The following is an 18,221-nucleotide window of genomic DNA, read 5'->3' on the forward strand; positions in this document are numbered from 1 at the left end:
GTTAAAGCCCCCGCCAGGCGCTGTGCGCCCGCAGGCGGTTTTCAAGACGCTCGCCAAGCAGGGCGACCAGCTTTGCCGCGCCATAGTAGAGCAGCCCGACGACGGTCCAGACCACGAACGGCTTCAAGGTTCGCATGTTGAGGATGTGGCCAATCTTGGTCAGGTCGACGACGCCGATGACAGAAATCAGCGACGTCACCTGAAGCTGGTTGACCAGCAGCGCGACGAGCGGGCCGACCGCGAAGGCGGCAGCCTGGGGCGAAACGATATGGCGCAGGACCTGCCACCGGGTCAGGCCGAAGACACGCGCGGCCTCGACCTGCTCGCGTTCGATCGACTCGATCGCCGAGACCGCGATGACATAGACGAATGCCGCGGTGTTCGCCGACAGAGTGATGGTCGCTGCGGTGACCGGCGTCACCCTTATATGCAACAGCGCCGGCAGGCCGAAGAACACCAGGAACAGCTGCACCAACACCGGCGAGTTCTTCAACAGCTCCGACAGGAAGGTGACGACCTGGGCCAGAACCGGCACACGGTAGAACCGCACCAACGCCCAGCTCAGGCCAATCAGCAGTCCGATCAGAGAGGTGACGAGAAACAGCGCGATGTTGGTGCCGAGACCTTGCGCCAGCAGGATCAGGTCGTAGGAGGTGAAGTCGCTGAACCGCATCAGTCGACCGCCTCCATCATGTCCCGATTGAGATGGCGGTGGAGCAGGGTGACGCCCAGCGAGACCAGATAGGTCAGGGCCGCATAGGCACAGAGCAGCACCATATAGACCTCGAAGGGCCGATAGGTCTGCGAGACCACGATCTGGGCTGAGCCGGTGAGCTCGTTGAGCGTGATTGTCGAGAGGATCGAGGACGTAAGGATCATGTTGATGAGCACGGATCCGAGCGGTCGCACGGAGGTGCGCAGCGCAATCGGCAGCACGATGCGGGTGAAGATCTTGCGCCTGGACAGGCCGCTCACTTCAGCGGCGTCGATGATGCCCTGGTCGATGGCGAGGATGCCGGCGCGAATGATGTCGGAGGCATAGGCGCCGCCGGCAATCGAAAGCGCCACGACGCCGGTGGTGAAGGCATCGATGTAAATGCCGAGCTCGGGCAGGCCGTAATAGAAGAAGAACAGCTGGACGATGAACGGCACATTGCGGAAGAGATCGACATAGACGAAGGCGATCCGTCGAAGCAGTGCCGAGGCGGAGGTGCGTGCGATCGCCACCAACGCGCCCATGAAGACGCTTCCTACCAGCGACAGCGCGCAAGCCGCGGCCGTGAGTTCGGCGCCGCGCGCCAGAAAACCCAGATGCGGGAGCAGAGTGGACAGATCGAAATGCACCGGCGGTCCCCAGTGAAACCGGTTTCACTCTTTTGGCTTTCGCCTCGTCTGTCAAGATGCAGGGTCTGGTTGCCGGCCTGTGGATTGCATTCGTTGCGATGATTCCGGTTCGCCTCATGCGCGCTATGTCTCAAGCGCCGACAATTCGCCGCCGGCTTTCAACTCGACGACGCCGCCTATGCCAGCCGCGCGTCGCTGCGATGGCGGCTGGGGCGGCGCCCTCGGTTTTGCCGATCCCGGCGCCGGTGTCGGATTCGGCTACGTCACCAACCGCATGCTGGGTTTCGACGACTCCACGCCGCAAGGTGTTGATGATGCCGTTTACGACGAGCTCTGACGTAGGGGCGTTATGTGCGGATATTCGGGTTCCACATGGCGTCCGGCACGATCACCAGCTTGCCGACGAAGTCCTTGGCAACAAAGTCTGCCTGCGCCTTGTGAAAATCGGAGAGCCTGTAGACGCCGCCGACCAGCGGCCGGATTTTCTTCGCTTCGATGTATCCAATGATGCGGCGGAAGTCGGCGCGCGTGCCCTGGCTCGATCCGTGCAGTTGCAGCTGCTTGAGATACATGGTCCTGAGATCGAGCTGCACGACCGGGCCGGCGATGGCGCCGGCGGTGGTGTAGCGGCCTTCAGGTCGCAGGATGCGCAGCAGGTCGTTGAAGATCGCGCCGCCGACGAGATCAGCGACCACATCGATCGGCTGGTCGCCAGTGGCTTCATTCACGGCGGCGGGAAGATCGGCAACCCCACGGGTAATGACCGCTTCGGCGCCGATGTCGCGCACCGCCTGCTCCTTGCCCTTGCCGACGACCGCATAGGGAATGGCGCCGCGCGCCCGCGCCAGCTGCACGATGCCGGAACCGACGCCGCCTGAGGCGCCGGTGACCAGCACGCGTTCGCCGGCTTTCAGCCCGGCGCGCTCCAGCATCTGTTCGCCGGTGAGGTAGGCGCAGCAGAAGGTGGCGAGTTCGACGTCGCTCATGTCAGTATCGACGAAATGCGCATTCTCGCCCGGCACCGTCTGGTACTCGGCGTACCCGCCGTCGCGACCGTGGCCCATATAGTCAATGTCGGCGAGGGAATCGTCGTCGCGGTTGTAGATCGAAAAATCGACCATTACCCGTTCGCCGATACGGCCCGGGGAAACGCCTTCGCCGACGGCAGCGATGGTGCCGACCGTGTCGGTGCCCTGGATGCGCGGGAAGGTAAGCGTGTTGCCTTGCCGCCGCCACGTCGACACGGCGGCAGCGTCCTCCTCCGTGCCATAGGCGCCCTGGCGTACCCAGACATCGGTGTTGTTCATACCGCAAGCGCTGACCTTAACCAGCACCTCGCCGGCGGCAGGCACAGGCACTTTCACATCGCTGCGATAGACGAGCTTTTCCGGCCCGCCATGCCCGGTGAGCAGCACGGCGGCCATGGTGGCGGGGAGGGTCTTGGTCATGGCATTCATGGTCGATCTCAGAGATTGGAAAACACGCTGTTGACGGCATCGGCGGTTTTCGAAACGACGATGTCGGCTTCCTCACGCGTCAGGCAGAGCGGCGGCGCGAAGCCTAGTATGTCGCCCTGCGGCATGGCGCGGCCGATGACGCCGCTGGCGGCAAGTGCTGTCGCCACTTGCGGCCCGATCTTGAGCGAGGCGTCGAAGAACACCCGGTCGTCCTTGTCGGCGACAAATTCGACCGCCGCCAGCATGCCATCGCCGCGCACGTCGCCGACGTGTCTGTGCCCGCCGACAGCCTTGGTCAGTTCGGCGCGGAAATAAGCGCCGGTCTCACCGGCGTTCGTTACCAGGTCCAGTTCGTCGATCAGTTCGAGATTGGCGACACCTGCGGCGACGCAGATCGGATGCGCGGCATAGGTCCAGCCATGGCCGAGCGAACCGAGCTTGTCGGAGCCCTGCACCAGCACCTGCCACATCTTGTCGGCAACGATGACACCCGACAGCGGCGCATAGGCCGAGGTCAGCCCCTTTGCGATGGTGATGAGGTCCGGCTTGATGCCGTAATGGTCGGAGCCGAACATGGTGCCCAGACGGCCGAAGCCCGTCACCACCTCGTCGGCGACCAGCAGCACGTCATACTTCTTCAGCACCGCCTGGATCTTCTCCCAGTAGCCGGCCGGCGGCGGCACGATGCCGCCAGTACCGAGGATCGGCTCGCCGATGAAGGCGGCGACGGTTTCGGGACCTTCGGCCAGGATCATCTCTTCAAGCTTGTCGGCGCAATGCTGCGAGAACTGCTCCTCGCTCATCGAGCGGTCGGCGCGGCGGAAATAATAGGGCGCCTCCGTGTGCAGGACCGGCGCGCGCGGCAGGTCGAAAGCGTTGTGGAACAGGTCGAGCCCGGTCAGTGATCCCGTCATCACGCCCGAGCCGTGATAGCCGCGCCAGCGCGAGATGATCTTCTTCTTCTCCGGCCGTCCCAGCACATTGTTGTAGTACCAGATCAGCTTGATGTTGGTCTCGTTGGCATCCGAACCCGAGAGGCCGAAATAGACCCTCGACATGCCCTTCGGCGCGCGGTCGATGATCATCTTGGCCAGCGTGATCGAGGCCTCGGTCCCGTGGCCGACATAGGCGTGGTAGTAGGCGAGGTTCTTCGCCTGGGTGGCGATCGCGTCGGCGATCTTCTGGCGGCCATAGCCGACATTGACGCAATAGAGACCGGCAAAGGCATCGATGCTCTTCCTGCCATTGTTGTCCCAGACGGTGACGCCTTCGCCGCCGGCCATGATGCGGGTCGGCAATTCACCCCGCGCATGCGTGCCCATATGGGTCGAAGGATGGAAGAAGTGGTCGCGATCCCAGGCATTGAGTTCGTTGGATTGGTCGAGCATTTTTTGACTCCTTGAGAGATGGCCGGACGGACTTATGCGACGCCCAGGCAGAGGTACTTCAGATCGGCGAAAGCTTCGAGCCCATGGCGCGAGCCTTCGCGGCCGATGCCGGATTGCTTGACGCCGCCGAATGGGATCGGCGCGCCGGTGATCTTGACGCGGTTGATAGCGACCATGCCGTAGTCGAGCGCGCGGCCCAGGCGCTGCTGGCGGGCGCCGTTCTCGGTAACGATATAGGCGACCAGGCCATATTCTGTGGCGTTGGCACGGGCGATCACTTCGTCCTCACTGTCGAACGGCGTGACGGCGGCGACCGGCCCAAAGGTCTCCTCGCGCATGATCAGCGCTTCGTCGCTGACATCGGCCAGCAGCGTCGGCTGGTAGAACAGCGGCCCGGCCTGATGCCGCTTGCCGCCGGTGAGACAGCGCGCGCCACGAGCGATGGCATCGGCGACCTGCTCTTCGACCTTTGCGACGGCACGTTCATGCATCAGCGGCCCGATGTCGATCTTGTCGGTAAGGCCGTTGCCGGTGCGCAGCGCCTCGATACGCCTGGCAAAAGCGGCGCAGAAGCGATCGTAGATCGGGCGCTGGACGTAGATGCGGTTGGCGGCGAGGCAGTCCTGGCCGGAGGTGGCGAATTTGGCATCGATGGCGATGCTCACCGCCTTGTCCAGATCGGTATGGGCAAAGACGATCAGCGGCGCGTGGCCCCCAAGCTCCATCACCAGCCGCTTCATCGTCGGCGCGCTTTGCGCCGCGATCAGCCGGCCGATCTCGGTCGAGCCGGTGAAGCTTATGGCGCGAACGCGCGGGTCCTCGCACATGCGACCGACAATGGCAGCAGCCTTGCCGGTGATGACATTGAAGACGCCGGCGGGCAGGCCGGCGCGCTCGCCGAGTTCAGCCAGCGCCAGCGCCGACAGCGGCGTCTCCGAGGATGGGTGTGCGACGATGGTGCAGCCGGCGGCGAGTGCGGCGGCCGCCTTGCGGGTCAGCATCGCCGCCGGAAAATTCCAGGGCGTGACGACGCCGACAACGCCGAGCGGCTCGCGCCGCACCATCATTTCGGCATCAGGCAGATGACTGGTGACGCTCTCGGCGTTGAGGCGCTTTGCCTCTTCGGCATACCATTCGACGAAGGAGGCGGCGTAGTCGATTTCGCCAAACGATTCCTGCAGCGGCTTGCCCTGTTCCAGTGTCATCAGCAGGGCCAGATCATCCTTGGCTGCAATGATCAGCTCGAACCATTTTCGCAGAATTTTGGACCGCTCCTGCGGCAGCAACGAACGCCAAGCCGGAAAGGCACGTGCGGCGGCGTCGATTGCTTTGGTCGTCTGCCCGGCATCGAGCGCCGCGACAAATGCGACAGTGGTGCCGGTCGCCGGATCGGTAACCTCGAAACTCTTCGCCGCTCCGCTTGCCGTCCAGTGACCGTCGACATAGGCGAGCTCGCGCAGCAGCCGGCGGTCGGAGAGGCGGTCGAGCGCCTCATGGCGATGCGAGCGGGCAAAATGCGCGGACATGGTCGAGGCCTCCCGGTTCGGACGATGCGGGAAGACTATCCGTCACATACAGACAGAGAGACTGTTTCGACGCCCTGAAGGAGAGAGACTCTCTCTATTGTGCCGTCCCGACAGACATTCTCTCCGGGCTTATGCCGACGCCGGCAGCAGATCGGCTATCGGCAGCACGATTTCGTCCTTCACCGTCTTGGTGACGATGTAGGTGAAGTAGCGGTCGATGCCGATCTCGCGCTCCAGCAGGTCGTCGACCAGCCGCTGATAGGCGTCGATGTCGCGCGTCATCACCTTGACCACATAGTCGACGCCGCCGCCCACCGACCAGCAGGCGACGATTTCGGGGATGTCGCGGATGACGCGTTCGAAGCGGTCGAAATCGGCCTGGCGATGGCTGGCCAGCGTCACCTCCATCAACACGGTGGCGACCGGCGCCACCACGCGCATGGCGATCCTGGCGTGGTAGCCCGAGACGATGCCTGCCTTCTCCAGCTTGCGCAGCCGCATCCAGCACGGCGTCGGCGACAGCCCGACCTGTTCGGCCAGCGCCAGCTTGGTGATGCGCCCGTCGCGCTGGATGGCGTCGAGTATCCTGAGGTCGACCGCGTCGAGTTTCGATGTCATCGGCGTCCGCTTTTTGTCGGCATCACCATGACGGCGCATTATTTCGATTGTCAATTGCACTGATTTCGATCTCTATTAAGTCATGACATCATGGCAACCCGACCCTGCGCTCATCCGCCGGCCAGCCTATCAAACGCTGGCCGACCAGTTCGCCCGCGCCATTCATGACGGGCGGCTGGCCAACGGCGCGCGGCTTCCAACGCATCGAAGGCTGGCAGACGATTTAAAACTGTCGGTGCAGACGGTCAGCCGCGCCTACGAAGAACTGATCCGGCGCGGCCTGATTTCGGGCGAGATCGGCCGTGGCAGCTTTGTCCAGACGCAGCGCCGCGACCCGGAGCCGCCCTATCTGCCGGAGCGCCTCGGCGAGGTCATCGATCTGTCAATCCTGAAGCCGGTCTGCGAGCCGATGCATTTGGAGCGGCTGAAGCAGGCGCTGGGCTGGCTGGCCGAAAACCTGCCATCCAGTTCGGCGTTGTCGTTCCGGCCCAACATGGTGTTCCCGCGTCACCGCGCGGTGGCTGTCGAATGGCTGAAACTGTGTGGGCTCGACACCTCCGCACAGAATATCAGCCTGACCAATGGGGCGACCGCCGGGATGACCGTGGCGCTGATGAGCGTTGCGCCGCCGGGATCGACTGTCGCCACCGAGGCTATCGGCCACCACACGCTGGTGCCGCTGGCGCGCTATCTCGGCTTCAACCTGGAAGGCCTGCCGATCGACGGCAATGGCCTGATCCCGGAGGCGTTGGACGAGGTCTGCCGGCTCACCGACATTCGCGCGGTATTCGTGCAACCGTCGGTGATCAACCCGACGGCGACGCTGATGGACGCTCGGCGGCGCGAAGAGATCGCCGCGGTCGCGCGCAAGCACGACATCGCCATCATCGAGAACGATGTGCTGGGTCCGCTGGTCGAGGACCGGCCGCCGCCGGTCGCCGCCTTTGCGCCGGAGCGCACGCTCTACGTCACTTCCTTCACCAAGATCACCGTACCTGGCCTGCGCATCGGCTATCTCGCGGCGCCCGACCGCTATGTCGCCGCCGTTGCCAACCGGCATCTGGTGTCGAACTGGATGGCGACGCCGCTGGTGGCCGAGATCGCCACCAAATGGGTGACCGACGGCACGGCGATGGAACTCGTTCGCTGGCAGCGCGCGGCATTGCGCCGCCGCCAGGACATCGCAGCCGAGGTGCTGGGCGGGGTTGGTTATCGCGCCAGGCGCGACGGGCTGCATGTCTGGTTGCAACTGCCCGCGGACCGTGCCGAGGAAAGCTTCGTCGCCCAGGCCCGCCTGCAAGGCGTGGCGATCGCGCCCGGCACCTCCTTCCGCATCTCGGATGCGCCCTGGCATCCGGCGGTGCGCATCTCGCTCGGCTCGACCACCGAGGGGGAACTGCGCGCCGGCCTCGGCGTTGTCACCAAGTTGCTGCTTGGCGATCCGGAGCATCTGCTGCTCGCAATCTAAGCGGGAATTGCTCTGGAATCATGCAGTGCCGGAAATATTGTCATGATTTTATTTTCCCAATTGACATGATTTGGCGCGTTCCGCATCGTTAAGGGCACAGGCTTCTCCAGCAGGGGAAATTCATTTGTCCTCACCCATCATCAAGGTCGACGCCATTTCGAAGAGCTTCGGCTCGTTCAAGGTACTGGACGGCCTGTCGATGCAGGTCATGCCCGGCGAGAAGCTGGCGCTGATCGGCCCGTCCGGCTCGGGCAAGACGACGATCCTGCGAATCCTGATGACGCTGGAGAAGATCGACGGCGGCCATATCCAGATCGATGGCGAGCAGCTCTATCACATGGAGCGCAACGGCCAGCTGCTGCCCGCCGACGAGCGGCACCTGACCAAGATGCGGCAGAAGATCGGCATGGTCTTCCAGCTGTTCAATCTGTTTCCGCACAAATGCGTCATGGATAACGTCACGCTGGCGCCGATGCTGACCAAGGGCACGCCTCGCGCCGCCGCTGAAAAGCGGGCCATGGAACTGCTCGACATGGTCGGCATGGCCGACAAGGCGAAGTCGATGCCGGCGCAGCTGTCCGGCGGCCAGAAGCAGCGCGTGGCGATTGCCCGTGCGCTGGCATTGTCGCCGAAGATCATGCTGTTCGACGAGGTGACGTCGGCCCTCGATCCGGAGCTGGTCGAGGAGGTGATGAATGTCATGCGCAAGCTCGCCGCAGAGACCGACATGACCATGCTGCTGGTCACCCACGAGATGGGCTTTGCCCACGACTTCGCCGACCGCGTGCTGTTCTTCGACCGCGGCAAGATCGTCGAAGAGGGCAAACCAGACGAGATTTTCCGCCATCCAAAGCAGGAGCGCACGCAAGGCTTCCTGAAGAAGATCATCGCAGCCGGACATCGTGTCTGACCGCTTTGCGGGGCGGAAGACCGCCCCAGACAAAACCAAGAAGACAACAAGGAGTTGGGAACAATGAAGAAACTTGGCATTCTGGCCGGCGTCGCCGGTCTCGCACTGACGGCGGTGCTCGCCGCGTCGAGCACCGGTTCGGCCGATGACAGCAAGCTCGAGCAATTGAAGGCACAGGGCTTTGCCCGCGTCGCCATCGCCAACGAGCCGCCCTATACTGCGGTCGCTGCCGACGGCAAGGTTTCGGGTGCGGCGCCCGACGTGGCGCGCGAGGTCTTCAAGCGCCTCGGTGTTGCCGACATCGTCGCTTCCATTTCGGAGTATGGCGCGATGATCCCCGGCCTGCAGGCCGGCCGCTTCGACGTCGTCACCGCCGGCCTGTTCATGAAGCCGGAGCGTTGCGCGGCGGTCGTCTATTCCGAGCCGGTGCTGTGCGACGCCGAGGCGATGCTGGTGAAGAAGGGCAATCCGAAGGGCTTCAAGAGCTACGAGGATGTCGCCAAGGACACGTCCGCCACAATCGGCGCGCCCGGCGGCGGCACCGAGGAGAAGCTGGCGCTCAACGCCGGGGTGCCGCGCGAGCGCGTCATCGTCGTGCCGGACGGCCAGAGCGGCCTGAAGATGCTGCAGGACGGTCGCATCGATGCCTATTCGCTTCCCGTCCTGTCGATCAACGACCTCGTCAAGAAAGCCAACGATCCGAACCTCGAAGTCATCGCCCCGGTGGTAGGCGCGCCGGTCTATTGCGACGGCGCCGCCTTCAAGAAAGGCGATGAGGCCCTGCGCGATGCCTTCGATGTCGAGCTCGCCAAGCTGAAGAAATCCGGCGAGTTCGCCAAGATCATCGAGCCCTACGGCTTCTCGGCCGCAGCCGCGATGTCGACCACGCGGGACAAGCTCTGCGCGGCGAAATAGGGCCGTTTGCCTTCTCCCTGTTCACCGGGAGAAGGTGGCCCAAGGGCCGGATGATGGGCGGCGCCAGGTTCTGAGAATTTAGCGCTGCCCCTCATCTGCCTGCCAGCACCTTCTCCCAGTGTACGGGGAGAAGGAGCTAGAACCCAACCGTTGGAACCCGAATGACCCAGTGGTCCGGCTACCTTGGCCTGATATTGCAGGGAGCGCTTGTCACCATCGAGCTGACGCTGATGGGGTCGGTGCTCGCCCTGATCATGGCCTTCCTCGCCGGCATGGGCCGCGTGTCGCGCTTCTTTGCTCTGCGCTGGCTGGCAACCGTCTATATAGAATTCTTCCGCGGCACCTCGATCTTCGTGCAGCTGTTCTTTGCCTATTTCGTGTTGCCGTTGATCGGCCTCGAACTGACCCCGCTGCAGGCGGGTGTGCTGGCGCTGGGCCTCAATGTCGGCGCCTATGCGGCCGAGGTGGTACGCGGCGCCATCCAGTCGGTCGGCCGCGAACAATATGAGGCCTGCATCGCGCTCAACCTCGGCCGCTGGCAAGGCATGCGCCATGTCATCCTGCCGCAGGCGCTGCTGATCATGCTGCCGACCTTCGGCAACAACGCCATCGAACTGCTCAAGGCGACCTCCGTGGTGTCGCTGATCTCGCTCGCCGATCTCACCTTTCAGGCGCAGGTCGTGCGCTCGCAGACCGGCAACACGCTGGCGCCGTTCACCACCATCCTGATCATCTATTTCGCCCTGGCGCTGATCATCTCCTGGGGCGTGCGTTCATTGGAACGCCGCATGGCGCGCGGCCTCGACGGGGTGCGCGTCTGATGGATTGGGACTGGAACTTCGTCTGGGAGATCCTGCCGACGCTGATCCAGGGCGTGAAGATCACCATCCTGGCAACGCTGCTCGGCTCCGTGCTGGCCGCTGTCGTGGGTCTGGGCATCGCGCTGGCGCGACGCTCGCCCAACAAGGTCCTGTCGCGCACCGTTGGTTGGGCGGCCGAATTCATCCGCGGCACGCCACTTCTGGTGCAACTTTATTTCATCTTCTATGTCCTGCCGGATTTCGGCATCCTGTTGCCGCCGCTGGTCGCCGGCGTCATCGGGCTCGGCCTGCACTACGGCACCTACACGGCGGAAGTCTATCGCGCCGGCATCGACAACGTGCCGCGCGGCCAGTGGGAGGCGGCCAAGGCCTGCAATCTGAGCGCCACGCAGACCTGGACCAACATCATCATTCCGCAAGCGATCCCACCGATGATCCCGGCGCTGGCCAATTATTTCATCGCCATGTTCAAGGAGACACCGCTGCTATCGGCAATCACCGTGCTGGAGCTGATGAACCAGGCAAAGAGCGTCGCCAACACCTACTATCGCTACATCGAACCGATCACGCTGGTCGGCGCTTTCTTCCTCGTCATCAGCCTCTTCTCGGTCGTGCTGCTGCGCTGGCTGGAACATCGCTACGGCAAGATCGAAAGGTAATTCTCAAGATGAAACCGCTGCCCGAAATCAGGCTGATGCCGACAAGGCCGGCGCTCGATGCGCGCCCGCTGGAAAAGCGCGTCGGCCTGATCATCCTTGCCACCGACCACACCAGCGAACCGGATTTCCGCCGCATGGTGGCGAGCGAGCGCATCGGCGTCTATGTCGCGCGCATTCCCTACAAGAATCCGACGACGCCGGAAAACCTTCGCAAGATGCAGCCGGAGCTGGCGGCGGGCGCCGCGCTGATCCTGCCAGACGAGCCGCTCGACGCGATCTGCTACTCCTGCACCTCGGCCTCGGTGGTGATTGGCGACGCCGAGATCGAGGCGGCGATCCAGTCTGCCAAGCCGGGTGTTCCTGTGGTCACGCCGCCCATGGCAGGCGTGCGCGGGCTGAAGGCGCTGGGTGCCAAGAAGATCAGCATCCTCACCCCTTACACCGTAGAAACCTCCAGACCGATGGCGACGTATTTCGCCGAGCGCGGCTTTGAGATCGTCAGCTTCACCTGCCTCGGCTTCGAGGACGATCGCGAGATGGCGCGCATTGCGCCGGCAGCGATCGCCGACCTGGCTCGTGAGGCGACGAATGCGCAGGCCGATGCACTGTTCGTGTCCTGCACCGCATTGCGCGGAGCGCTCGCGGTTCCCGGGATGGAACAGGCGATCGACCGCCCGGTCGTCACCAGCAATCAGGCCAGCGCCTGGAATTGTTTGCGGTTGTGTGGCGACGGGACGTCGCATCCCGAATTTGGCCGTCTGATGACGCTGCCTTTGCCGCGCGATTGACGATCATGACGACAGTCACCCTTAACGATATTCGTGCCGCCCGGGAGCGAATTGCCGGCAAAATCGAACGCACGCCGACAGGGTTATCTCACAGCCTTTCCGAACGACTGGGCGTCCCTGTCCACCTCAAGCTTGAACACCGCCAGACCACCGGCAGCTTCAAGCTGCGCGGCGCCTCGAATGCCGTTGCTTCGCTGAGCGCCGAGGAGAAGGCGCGCGGCGTGGTCGCGGCGTCGACCGGCAATCATGGCCGTGCGCTGGCCCATGCCGCGAAGCTGGAAGGGATGCGTGCGGTGATCTGCATGTCGCGACTGGTGCCGGGCAACAAGCTCGACGAAATCCGTCGGCTTGGCGCGGATGTCCGCATCATCGGCAACAGTCAGGACGAGGCGCAGCAGGAGGTCGAACGGCTGGTGGCGCAGGAAGGACTGGTGATGCTGCCGCCCTTCGACCACCCGGCCATCATCGCCGGGCAAGGCACGCTCGGACTGGAGATGATCGAGCAGGTCCCGGACGCCGCTCTCGTCCTGGTGCAACTCTCAGGTGGCGGCCTTGCTTCGGGCATTGCCGCCGCCGTGAAGGGCGTCAGCCCCGGGACAAAAATCATAGGTGTTTCGATGGCACGTGGTGCTGCGATGAAGGCCAGCCTCGACGCCGGCCGGCCGGTCGAGATCGAGGAGTTGCCGACGCTGGCGGATTCGCTCGGCGGCGGCATCGGTCTCGACAACCGGCTGACCTTCGCCATGTGCCGCGATCTGCTCGACGACGTCATCCTGCTCAGCGAGGACGAGATCGCCGCCGGCATCCGCCATGCCTATGAACAGGAGCGCGAGATCGTCGAAGGCGCCGGAGCGGTCGGCATCGCTGCGCTACTCGCCGGCAAGGTCAGGGCGACCGGGCCGGTGGTCGTTCTTCTCTCGGGCCGCAATATCGACATGAACACGCATCGCAAGATCGTCTGCGGTGACGCACTCGCGGAGCGCGCGGCATGAAAACTCTCTCACGCCGAATTCCCGCCCACCCCCCTCTGTCCTGCCGCACATCTCCCCCGCAAGGGGTCAGATCGGCAGCTTCGATGCGGTCGCTGTTCTTGCTGCGCTGGAGATTGGCGAAGGCAGGAGTGCAGTCCAATCTCCCCCCTTGCGGGGGAGATGGCCGGCAGGCCAGAGGGGGGTGTGACGGGACACTATCCTTCGTGGTGCGCGCTAGTACGGAGCGCGACACATGAGTCCGATGACCATCCTCACCGAGAAGGAACTGCGCACAATCGTGCCGCTCGATCTCGACGCGGTCGCCTGCGTCGAAAACGCTTTCCGCGCGCTCGCCACATTGTCGGTGGCGATGCCGCCGATCCTGCGGTTGGACATTCACGAGCAGCGCGGTGAGGTCGATGTGAAGTCGGCCTATGTGCCTGGAATAGACGGTTTCGCCGTTAAGATAAGCTCCGGCTTCTTCGACAATCCGAAGCTCGGTCTGCCCAGCGGGGGCGGCCTGATGGTGTTGCTCTCGGCAAGAACCGGTGTGGTCGAGGCGCTGCTGCTGGACAATGGCTATCTCACAGATGTCCGCACCGCTGCTGCCGGCGCCGTCGCGGCGAAGCATCTGTCGCGGCCGGATTCGTCCGTCGCCGCAATCTTCGGCGCCGGCGTGCAAGCCGGGCTGCAACTCGAAGCGCTCATGTTGGTGCGGCCGATCGCCGAGGCACGTATCTGGGCGCGCGATGCGGTCAAGGCGGAGACGGCCGCAGGCGCGCTGCGCGAAAAACTAGGTATTCTCGTGCGCGCCGAGCCGGATTCAGCCAAAGCAACCATCGGCGCCGACATCATCGTCACCACCACGCCGTCGACCGAGCCGCTGATCAAGGCCGGCTTTGTCGTTGCCGGGCAGCACATCACCGCCATGGGCTCGGATGCCGAACACAAGAACGAGATCGCGCCGGCGATCCTGCGCATGGCCGATCTCTATGTCGCCGACAGCGTCAAGCAGACACGGCGTCTGGGAGAACTGCATCACGCCATCGCATCGGGCGTGATGGGAGCCGATGCCGCGGTCACCGAACTCGGCCAGATCATCGCCGGCGAACGGCACGGAAGGCGCTCGCCCAGCGACATCACCATCGCCGACCTCACCGGCACCGGCGTGCAGGATACGGCGATCGCCACGTTCGCCCGCGACCGGGCGCGGGCGGCCAATGCCGGAACCATTTTTGAAAGCTGATGCTGGTCGCAAGGCCCAACAAACGAGGACCAAGAACAATGCAACCGAACCTGAAATTCTCGCGCGCCGAATTTGCGGATCGCCTCGCCAAGACGCGAAAAGCCATGGAGGGGAAAGGCGTCGATCTGCTTGTTATCAGCGACCCATCCAACATGGCCTGGCTGACCGGCTATGATGGCTGGTCGTTCTATGTGCATCAGGCGGTGATCGTGCCACCATCGGGCGAGCCGGTCTGGTACGGTCGCGGCCAGGATGCCAATGGCGCCAAGCGCACCGCCTATCTCGCGCATGACAACATCGTCGGCTATGCCGACCACTACGTGCAGTCGACCGAGCGCCACCCGATGGATTTTTTGGCAAGCGTGCTTAGTGATCGCGGCTGGGGCAAGCTGACCGTCGGCGTCGAGATGGACAATTACTGGTTCTCGGCTGCCGCCTTCGCCGCGTTGCAGAAGCACCTGCCCAACGCCCGCTTCGTCGACGCGACAGCGCTGGTCAATTGGCAGCGCGCGGTGAAGAGCCCGACTGAAATCGACTATATGCGCAAGGCGGCCCGCATCGTCGAAGCCATGCACCAGCGCATCGTCGACAAGATCCAGGTCGGCATGCGCAAATGCGATCTGGTCGCCGAGATCTACGATGCCGGCACGCGCGGTGTCGATGGCGTCGGCGGCGACTATCCGGCGATCGTGCCGCTGCTGCCGTCGGGCGCCGACGCCTCGGCGCCACATCTCACCTGGGACGACCAGCCGATGAAGTCGGGCGAGGGCACCTTCTTCGAGATCGCCGGCTGCTACAGCCGCTACCATTGCCCGCTGTCGCGCACCGTCTTTCTCGGCAAGCCGACGCAGGAATTCCTAGATGCCGAGAAGGCGACGCTGGAAGGCATGGAGGCGGGGCTTGCGGCGGCAAAGCCCGGCAATGCCTGTGAGGACATCGCCAACGCCTTTTTCGCCGTGTTGAAGAAATACGGCATCGTCAAGGACAACCGCACAGGCTACTCGATCGGCCTGTCCTATCCGCCGGATTGGGGCGAGCGCACCATGAGCCTGCGCCCCGGCGACCGCACCGAACTCAAGCCCGGCATGACCTTCCATTTCATGACCGGCCTGTGGCTGGAGACGATGGGACTGGAAATCACCGAATCCATCCTGATCACCGAAACCGGTGTAGAGTGCCTCGCCAATGTACCGCGCAAACTGGTGGTGAAGAATTGAGCCCGATGCCTAGCCTCCGCCCATCTCCGATCGCGCCGACCGTCGATTTCGACAAGGACGGCGTGCAACATGGTTTCCTGCGCCTGCCCTACAGCCGCGACGACTCGGCCTGGGGTTCGGTGATGATCCCGATCTGCGTCATCCGCAACGGCAAGGGACAGGCCGCGCTGCTCACCGGCGGCAATCATGGCGACGAGTATGAGGGGCCGCTGGCGCTCTACGATCTCGCCCGCACGCTCGATCCCAAACAGGTCAGCGGCACGGTGATCATCGTGCCGGCGATGAACTATCCGGCCTTCCGCGCCGGCACGCGGACGTCGCCGATCGACAAGGGCAATATGAACCGCAGCTTTCCCGGCCGTCCCGACGGCACGGTGACCGAGAAGATCGCCGACTACTTTCAACGCGAACTGCTGCCGCGCGCCGACCTCGTCTTCGATTTCCACTCCGGCGGCAGGACGCTGGATTTCGTGCCCTTCTGTGCCGCCCACACGGTGCCCGACAAGGCGCTGGAGCAGAAAGCCTTCGACGCGGTCGCCGCGTTCTCGGCCCCGTTCTCGATGCGCATGATCGAGATTGACTCCGTCGGCATGTATGACACGGCGGCCGAGGAAATGGGCAAGGTCTTCGTCAGCACCGAGCTTGGCGGCGGCGGCACCTCGCGTGCCCAGACCGTGCGGATCGCGCGGCGCGGCATCAGCAATGTGCTGCGCCATGCCGGTATTGTTGATGGTGCGGTCGAGAAGGGCAGAACTCAGTGGCTCGACATGCCGTCAGGCGATTGTTTCTCCTTCGCCGAGGACGACGGCATGATCGAGACCATGGTCGATCTCGGCGAGCCTGTGAAAGAAGGCTCGGTGCTGGCGCGCATCCATTCCACCGGCCGCACCGGCATCGCTCCGCAGGAGATCAAGGCAAAAATGTCCGGCATTCTGGCGGCGCGGCATTTCCCCGGCCTGGTCAAAGCCGGTGACTGCGCCGCCGTCCTGGCCCTTGTGGTTTCATCGTGATTTCGCAGAGTACGCCGCGCGAATATCAGTCGGTCTGGATCCAGACCGACTTGGTCTCCAGATACTCGTGCAGATGCTCGATGCCGCCCTCGCGGCCATAACCCGACATCTTCATGCCGCCGAACGGCACCGCCGGGTCGATGGCATGGTACATGTTGACCCAGACCGAGCCGGCCTTGACCCGGCGCGCAAGCTTGTGCGCGGTGCCCAGATGCGTGGTGAAGATGCCGGCGGCCAGGCCATAGGGCGTCGCATTGGCACGCGCCACCGCTTCGTCGAGCGTGTCGAAGGGCATCGCCGAAATGACCGGGCCGAAAATCTCCTCGCGCGCGATGGTCATCTGGTCCGACACGGCGCCGAAGACCGTCGGCGCAATGAAGTTGCCGCCATCGTAGAGCTCGCCGGTCAGCCGCGAGCCACCGGCGACCAGTTCGGCGCCTTCGTCGCTGCCGGCCCTGATATAGCCCTCCACCTTGCCTGCCTGCCTGGCATTGATGAGCGGTCCGATTTCCGTCTCTGCCTCGATGCCATGGCCGATCCGCAGTCTGCCCGCGAAATCGGCGAGCCGGCGGACGAACTCGTCATGGATTTCGCGCGCCACGAACAGCCGCGAGCCGGCAATGCAGATCTGGCCCGAATGCACGAACACCGCCATCGCCGCGATCGGAACAGCCTTGTCGATGTCGGCGTCGCGGCAGACGATGATCGGCGACTTGCCGCCGAGCTCCAGTGAAACGCGTTTGAGGTTGGCCACGGTTGCCCGCGCGATGGCCTGGCCGGTCAGCGTTGATCCGGTGAAAACGATCTTGTTGACGTCTGGATGTTCGGCGAGCCGCGCACCGGCTTCGGCCCCGGTGCCGGTGACGACGTTGACGACGCCGTCGGGCACGCCGGCTTCCTGCATCAGTTGCGCGATCAGCAGCGGCGTCAGCGACGCATCCTCGGACGGTTTCAGCACGATGGTGCAGCCCGTCGCCAGCGCCGGCGCGATCTTCCAGATCGAGGCGGCGGTCGGCGCGTTCCAGGGAATGATCGCACCAACGACGCCCACCGGCTCGCGCCGGGTGAAGGTGACGATCTCGCCGGGAATCGAATTGTCGATCGTCTCGCCATGCAGCGCCGTCGCCATGCCGGCATAGAAGCGCAGCATGCCGATGACGCGGCGCCGGTTAGCGAGCGTGCGCGTGATCGGCAGCCCCATATCCAGCGTGTCGGAAACGCTGAGCTCTTCCCAATGCGTCTCGAAGAGATCGGCGATCCTGAGCAGCACGCACTGCCGCTCGTAGGGCGAGAATTTGGACCATGGGCCTTCGAAGGCCGCGCGCGCGGCGGCCACCGCCGAGTCGATATCGGCAGCCCCGCCGCGCGGCACTGTCGCCAGCACCTCGCCTGTTGCCGGATTGAGTGCCTGCATGCCGTGGCCGGACTGCGCCGCGACCCACTTGCCGCCAATGAACATCGGTCGGAATTCGCCATGGTACAACGCCGTGGCCTTCGCCTTCGGGTCGAAGTTCAGCGTCATCTCTTCCTCCTCGCAATTCCGTGGCGACTATTACTCCCGCCGCCGACCTCAAACAAGGAAAGCTAAAGGGCGCTCGGACAATCAGATTGCGCGGACTTCCCGATCACGCCAGCCGCTAGAGCGTGATCCAGAAAAGTGGGAAACGGTTTTCGGAAAAGATCATGCTTCGACAAACGGCATCTAGAAAATCACCGGCATCTAGAAAAATCATCGCGAGTTGTCGGAGCGCGTCGCTGAAAGCTCAAGGAGGCAAGCCGATCATTGCCCACGGCGACCGCGATGCCGGCATTGCAGACGAGAGCGCAACAGGTAGTCGCCAGCCGCCACCCAGCGCTCACCCGTGGCCGGATCGAATCGTGGC

18 protein-coding genes are annotated in these 18,221 nt (G+C 64.0%); 11 read left to right on the forward strand and 7 right to left on the reverse strand.

Annotated elements, in window-relative coordinates; translation table 11 throughout:
* Window position 1: 1 nt before the first annotated feature.
* Together AC3EML_RS11665 and AC3EML_RS11670 are read right to left on the reverse strand one after the other, a co-directional pair.
* On the reverse strand, window positions 2–673 hold the full coding sequence (locus AC3EML_RS11665; protein WP_023667866.1) for an amino acid ABC transporter permease: 672 nt from the start codon (window positions 671–673) through the stop codon (window positions 2–4).
* Window positions 673–1,344: an amino acid ABC transporter permease gene (locus AC3EML_RS11670; protein ID WP_023682680.1), complete on the reverse strand. Its 672-nt coding sequence runs from the start codon at window positions 1,342–1,344 to the stop codon at window positions 673–675. The genes AC3EML_RS11665 and AC3EML_RS11670 overlap by 1 nt, the downstream gene beginning before the upstream one ends.
* Window positions 1,345–1,522: 178 nt before the next feature.
* Between AC3EML_RS11670 and AC3EML_RS11675 the strand changes: the two genes are divergently transcribed.
* Entirely contained in the window at window positions 1,523–1,681 is a 159-nt protein-coding gene (locus AC3EML_RS11675; RefSeq protein ID WP_196814892.1) for a hypothetical protein, read from the forward strand.
* 10 nt (window positions 1,682–1,691) lie between these two features.
* On the opposite strand, the gene AC3EML_RS11680 is transcribed toward AC3EML_RS11675, so the two are convergent.
* The 4 genes from AC3EML_RS11680 to AC3EML_RS11695 all read right to left on the reverse strand — a co-directional run bounded on the left by AC3EML_RS11680 (window position 1,692) and on the right by AC3EML_RS11695 (window position 6,333).
* The gene (locus AC3EML_RS11680; protein WP_023745633.1) at window positions 1,692–2,801 is read right to left on the reverse strand and encodes an alcohol dehydrogenase family protein; all 1,110 of its coding nucleotides are present in this window, start codon (window positions 2,799–2,801) and stop codon (window positions 1,692–1,694) included.
* An 8-nt stretch (window positions 2,802–2,809) separates the two neighbouring features.
* Complete coding sequence (locus tag AC3EML_RS11685) at window positions 2,810–4,189, reverse strand: aminotransferase (RefSeq protein ID WP_488377222.1); 1,380 nt, start codon at window positions 4,187–4,189, stop codon at window positions 2,810–2,812.
* Between the two features lie 32 nt (window positions 4,190–4,221).
* On the reverse strand, window positions 4,222–5,715 hold the full coding sequence (locus AC3EML_RS11690; RefSeq protein WP_352521192.1) for an NAD-dependent succinate-semialdehyde dehydrogenase: 1,494 nt from the start codon (window positions 5,713–5,715) through the stop codon (window positions 4,222–4,224).
* Between the two features lie 129 nt (window positions 5,716–5,844).
* Window positions 5,845–6,333 (reverse strand): Lrp/AsnC family transcriptional regulator, encoded by a 489-nt coding sequence (locus tag AC3EML_RS11695; RefSeq protein WP_023686966.1) that lies wholly within the window; start codon window positions 6,331–6,333, stop codon window positions 5,845–5,847.
* An 82-nt stretch (window positions 6,334–6,415) separates the two neighbouring features.
* On the opposite strand from AC3EML_RS11695, the gene ehuR reads away from it, so the two are divergent.
* The 10 genes from ehuR (at window position 6,416) to doeB (ending at window position 16,338) form a co-directional block, all read left to right on the forward strand.
* Window positions 6,416–7,801 (forward strand): MocR-like ectoine utilization transcription factor EhuR, encoded by a 1,386-nt coding sequence (gene ehuR, locus AC3EML_RS11700; RefSeq protein ID WP_352521193.1) that lies wholly within the window; start codon window positions 6,416–6,418, stop codon window positions 7,799–7,801.
* 124 nt (window positions 7,802–7,925) lie between these two features.
* Complete coding sequence (gene ehuA / locus AC3EML_RS11705) at window positions 7,926–8,711, forward strand: ectoine/hydroxyectoine ABC transporter ATP-binding protein EhuA (RefSeq protein ID WP_023682675.1); 786 nt, start codon at window positions 7,926–7,928, stop codon at window positions 8,709–8,711.
* 63 nt (window positions 8,712–8,774) lie between these two features.
* Complete coding sequence (gene ehuB / locus AC3EML_RS11710) at window positions 8,775–9,626, forward strand: ectoine/hydroxyectoine ABC transporter substrate-binding protein EhuB (RefSeq protein WP_023682674.1); 852 nt, start codon at window positions 8,775–8,777, stop codon at window positions 9,624–9,626.
* Window positions 9,627–9,787: 161 nt separating this feature from the next.
* Window positions 9,788–10,447: an ectoine/hydroxyectoine ABC transporter permease subunit EhuC gene (ehuC, locus tag AC3EML_RS11715; RefSeq protein WP_023682673.1), complete on the forward strand. Its 660-nt coding sequence runs from the start codon at window positions 9,788–9,790 to the stop codon at window positions 10,445–10,447.
* Window positions 10,447–11,106, forward strand: coding sequence for an ectoine/hydroxyectoine ABC transporter permease subunit EhuD (ehuD, locus tag AC3EML_RS11720; RefSeq protein WP_352498036.1), 660 nt, complete (start codon window positions 10,447–10,449; stop codon window positions 11,104–11,106). Before ehuC ends, ehuD begins: the two co-directional genes overlap by 1 nt.
* 8 nt (window positions 11,107–11,114) lie before the next feature.
* Window positions 11,115–11,894: an ectoine utilization protein EutA gene (gene eutA / locus AC3EML_RS11725; protein WP_023682672.1), complete on the forward strand. Its 780-nt coding sequence runs from the start codon at window positions 11,115–11,117 to the stop codon at window positions 11,892–11,894.
* Window positions 11,895–11,899: 5 nt separating this feature from the next.
* On the forward strand, window positions 11,900–12,886 hold the full coding sequence (eutB, locus tag AC3EML_RS11730; RefSeq protein ID WP_352521194.1) for a hydroxyectoine utilization dehydratase EutB: 987 nt from the start codon (window positions 11,900–11,902) through the stop codon (window positions 12,884–12,886).
* A gap of 232 nt (window positions 12,887–13,118) precedes the next feature.
* A complete protein-coding gene (locus AC3EML_RS11735; protein ID WP_352521195.1) occupies window positions 13,119–14,111 on the forward strand; it encodes a cyclodeaminase in 993 nt (330 codons plus the stop codon).
* Window positions 14,112–14,149: 38 nt separating this feature from the next.
* On the forward strand, window positions 14,150–15,328 hold the full coding sequence (gene doeA, locus AC3EML_RS11740) for an ectoine hydrolase DoeA (protein ID WP_352521196.1): 1,179 nt from the start codon (window positions 14,150–14,152) through the stop codon (window positions 15,326–15,328).
* 5 nt (window positions 15,329–15,333) lie between these two features.
* Window positions 15,334–16,338, forward strand: a complete 1,005-nt coding sequence (gene doeB / locus AC3EML_RS11745) for a N(2)-acetyl-L-2,4-diaminobutanoate deacetylase DoeB (RefSeq protein WP_023704767.1) — start codon at window positions 15,334–15,336, stop codon at window positions 16,336–16,338.
* A 25-nt stretch (window positions 16,339–16,363) separates the two neighbouring features.
* Here the strand turns inward: doeB and AC3EML_RS11750 are convergent, their stop codons facing one another.
* Window positions 16,364–17,860: an aldehyde dehydrogenase family protein gene (locus AC3EML_RS11750; protein WP_023820932.1), complete on the reverse strand. Its 1,497-nt coding sequence runs from the start codon at window positions 17,858–17,860 to the stop codon at window positions 16,364–16,366.
* Between the last annotated feature and the right edge of the window lie 361 nt (window positions 17,861–18,221).

The organism is Mesorhizobium sp. P170090, assembly GCF_057786115.1.

Coding starts and splice junctions, on each gene's coding strand:
- AC3EML_RS11680 (WP_023745633.1), bottom strand. CDS start 2,801: ATGAATGCCATGACCAAGACCCTCCCCGCCACCATGGCCGCCGTGCTG.
- doeB (WP_023704767.1), top strand. CDS start 15,334: ATGCCTAGCCTCCGCCCATCTCCGATCGCGCCGACCGTCGATTTCGAC.
- AC3EML_RS11735 (WP_352521195.1), top strand. CDS start 13,119: ATGAGTCCGATGACCATCCTCACCGAGAAGGAACTGCGCACAATCGTG.
- eutB (WP_352521194.1), top strand. CDS start 11,900: ATGACGACAGTCACCCTTAACGATATTCGTGCCGCCCGGGAGCGAATT.
- eutA (WP_023682672.1), top strand. CDS start 11,115: ATGAAACCGCTGCCCGAAATCAGGCTGATGCCGACAAGGCCGGCGCTC.
- AC3EML_RS11675 (WP_196814892.1), top strand. CDS start 1,523: ATGCCAGCCGCGCGTCGCTGCGATGGCGGCTGGGGCGGCGCCCTCGGT.
- ehuB (WP_023682674.1), top strand. CDS start 8,775: ATGAAGAAACTTGGCATTCTGGCCGGCGTCGCCGGTCTCGCACTGACG.
- AC3EML_RS11750 (WP_023820932.1), bottom strand. CDS start 17,860: ATGACGCTGAACTTCGACCCGAAGGCGAAGGCCACGGCGTTGTACCAT.
- ehuD (WP_352498036.1), top strand. CDS start 10,447: ATGGATTGGGACTGGAACTTCGTCTGGGAGATCCTGCCGACGCTGATC.
- ehuC (WP_023682673.1), top strand. CDS start 9,788: ATGACCCAGTGGTCCGGCTACCTTGGCCTGATATTGCAGGGAGCGCTT.
- ehuR (WP_352521193.1), top strand. CDS start 6,416: ATGACATCATGGCAACCCGACCCTGCGCTCATCCGCCGGCCAGCCTAT.
- AC3EML_RS11685 (WP_488377222.1), bottom strand. CDS start 4,189: ATGCTCGACCAATCCAACGAACTCAATGCCTGGGATCGCGACCACTTC.
- AC3EML_RS11665 (WP_023667866.1), bottom strand. CDS start 673: ATGCGGTTCAGCGACTTCACCTCCTACGACCTGATCCTGCTGGCGCAA.
- AC3EML_RS11690 (WP_352521192.1), bottom strand. CDS start 5,715: ATGTCCGCGCATTTTGCCCGCTCGCATCGCCATGAGGCGCTCGACCGC.
- AC3EML_RS11695 (WP_023686966.1), bottom strand. CDS start 6,333: ATGACATCGAAACTCGACGCGGTCGACCTCAGGATACTCGACGCCATC.
- doeA (WP_352521196.1), top strand. CDS start 14,150: ATGCAACCGAACCTGAAATTCTCGCGCGCCGAATTTGCGGATCGCCTC.